We start from the raw sequence: 1,483 nt of genomic DNA on the forward strand, positions 1-1,483 counted from the left end.
CAGGCTGCCCACACGGCCGCTGCGTTGTGCGCCGAGCATGATGTCGCCTTGCGCGGCCACGTTGGCGCGCAGGCCGCTGTCATCGCCGATGGCGGCGATGGTCTGGCCGGACTTCTCGGCCGTTGCCACGGCGGCGCCTGCCGCCACCAGGCCAACCTGATAGCCCTGGGCTTCGGCGTTGGCATCGGTCGCGTCGTCAGCCGTCACGGCGACGTCGTTGCCAGCTTGTGCGGTGGCGCCACCGGAAACCCGCGCCGATACCTGGTTAGCAATGTCGACCGTGGCAACCGCCGCGCCGAGCGCAACCACGCCGCCTGAACCTTGGTACGCCAGCACCTGCGCGGCCGGCGCGTTTGCGTCGAGCGCACGGGTGCCTGCGTGCAGGCGGATGGCACCGCCGGCCGTCAGCGTGGAAGCGCCGTCGACCAGCGCATCGACGTTGTGGCGAATCTGCATGACGCCCACCGCCGCGCCGACACCGGCGAAGCCGCCAGCGGCAGCACCAACCAGGATGTCGTTGCGGTCGCTTTCACTGGCGTCCAGGCGCACGTCGCCACCGGCTACAACGGTCGAGCCCGAGATCACGGCCGCCGTGCGCGCGTCGAGGTTTGCAGCGTTGATGCCAGATTTCACGGAGACCCCGGCGCGCTGGTTGAGCGCCGTCCGGGTGCTGTTGTCGAGGGCATTGCCGAATCCGCTGGCGCCGACCTTGTCCTGCTGGCCGAGCGCCTCGACCTTGCTCAGCGTGCCGTTGCCGTCGTGATCGAGCTCCTGCGCGGCGTCGCCGCTCAGGCCCTGGCCGACCAGCGTGACGGCCACCGAACCGGCCAAGCCCGCTCCGGTAAAGCCCACGCCGGCCGATACCGCCTGCGCCGACAGGTCTCGTTCGGCCCGCGCCTGGAGCGTCACGTCGCCCTGGGTCTTCACATCGCTATGGTCGATCCAGGCAGTGACCGTGTTGTCCACGCGTGTGACCACCGCTGCCGCGCCTACGCCCGCACCGCCGCTCAGCCCGGCGCCACCGGCGAGATTGTCGACGGTCGTGCGGTCGGTGGCGCTGACCGTGAGTGAGCCGGCGCCTGCGATGGCCTGCTGCGGAGCCGCGCCAACCAGCGTGGCGATCGCCGTACCGTTGGGGTCGTACAGCACGCCATCGCGCAGTTCGCCTTCAAACGGGGCGAGGGCGCCACTGGCATCGCGCAACGTACCGGTGACCAGGGTGGCCTTGCGGCCTTTGGCGTCGGTTTCGGTCCAGACCTGCGCATCGGACAGCGTCGCGCCGTTCGTGCCTTGCAGCGTGCCGCCCATGGCCTGGCCGCCGGCATCCGTGCCCACCAGCCGGTTGTTGTCGATGGTGGCGGACTGGATGGTGCCGGTCAGCGTCACGTCGTTGCCGATCGTCGAGCCGGCGATGCGGCTGTTGGCCACCCAGGCCTGCGTCGCGCCCTCCGTCAGCACGACGGCGGCCGAGCCCGCCCCGGCA

At 70.9% G+C, this 1,483-nt stretch carries 1 protein-coding gene; it reads right to left on the bottom strand.

The features are described 5' to 3' along the window. On the bottom strand, positions 1-1,483 hold a 1,483-nt coding region (locus tag D769_RS00240), incomplete at both ends, for a hypothetical protein (protein ID WP_008640856.1).

This window comes from Cupriavidus sp. HMR-1 (assembly GCF_000319775.1).
Classification (GTDB): domain Bacteria; phylum Pseudomonadota; class Gammaproteobacteria; order Burkholderiales; family Burkholderiaceae; genus Cupriavidus; species Cupriavidus metallidurans.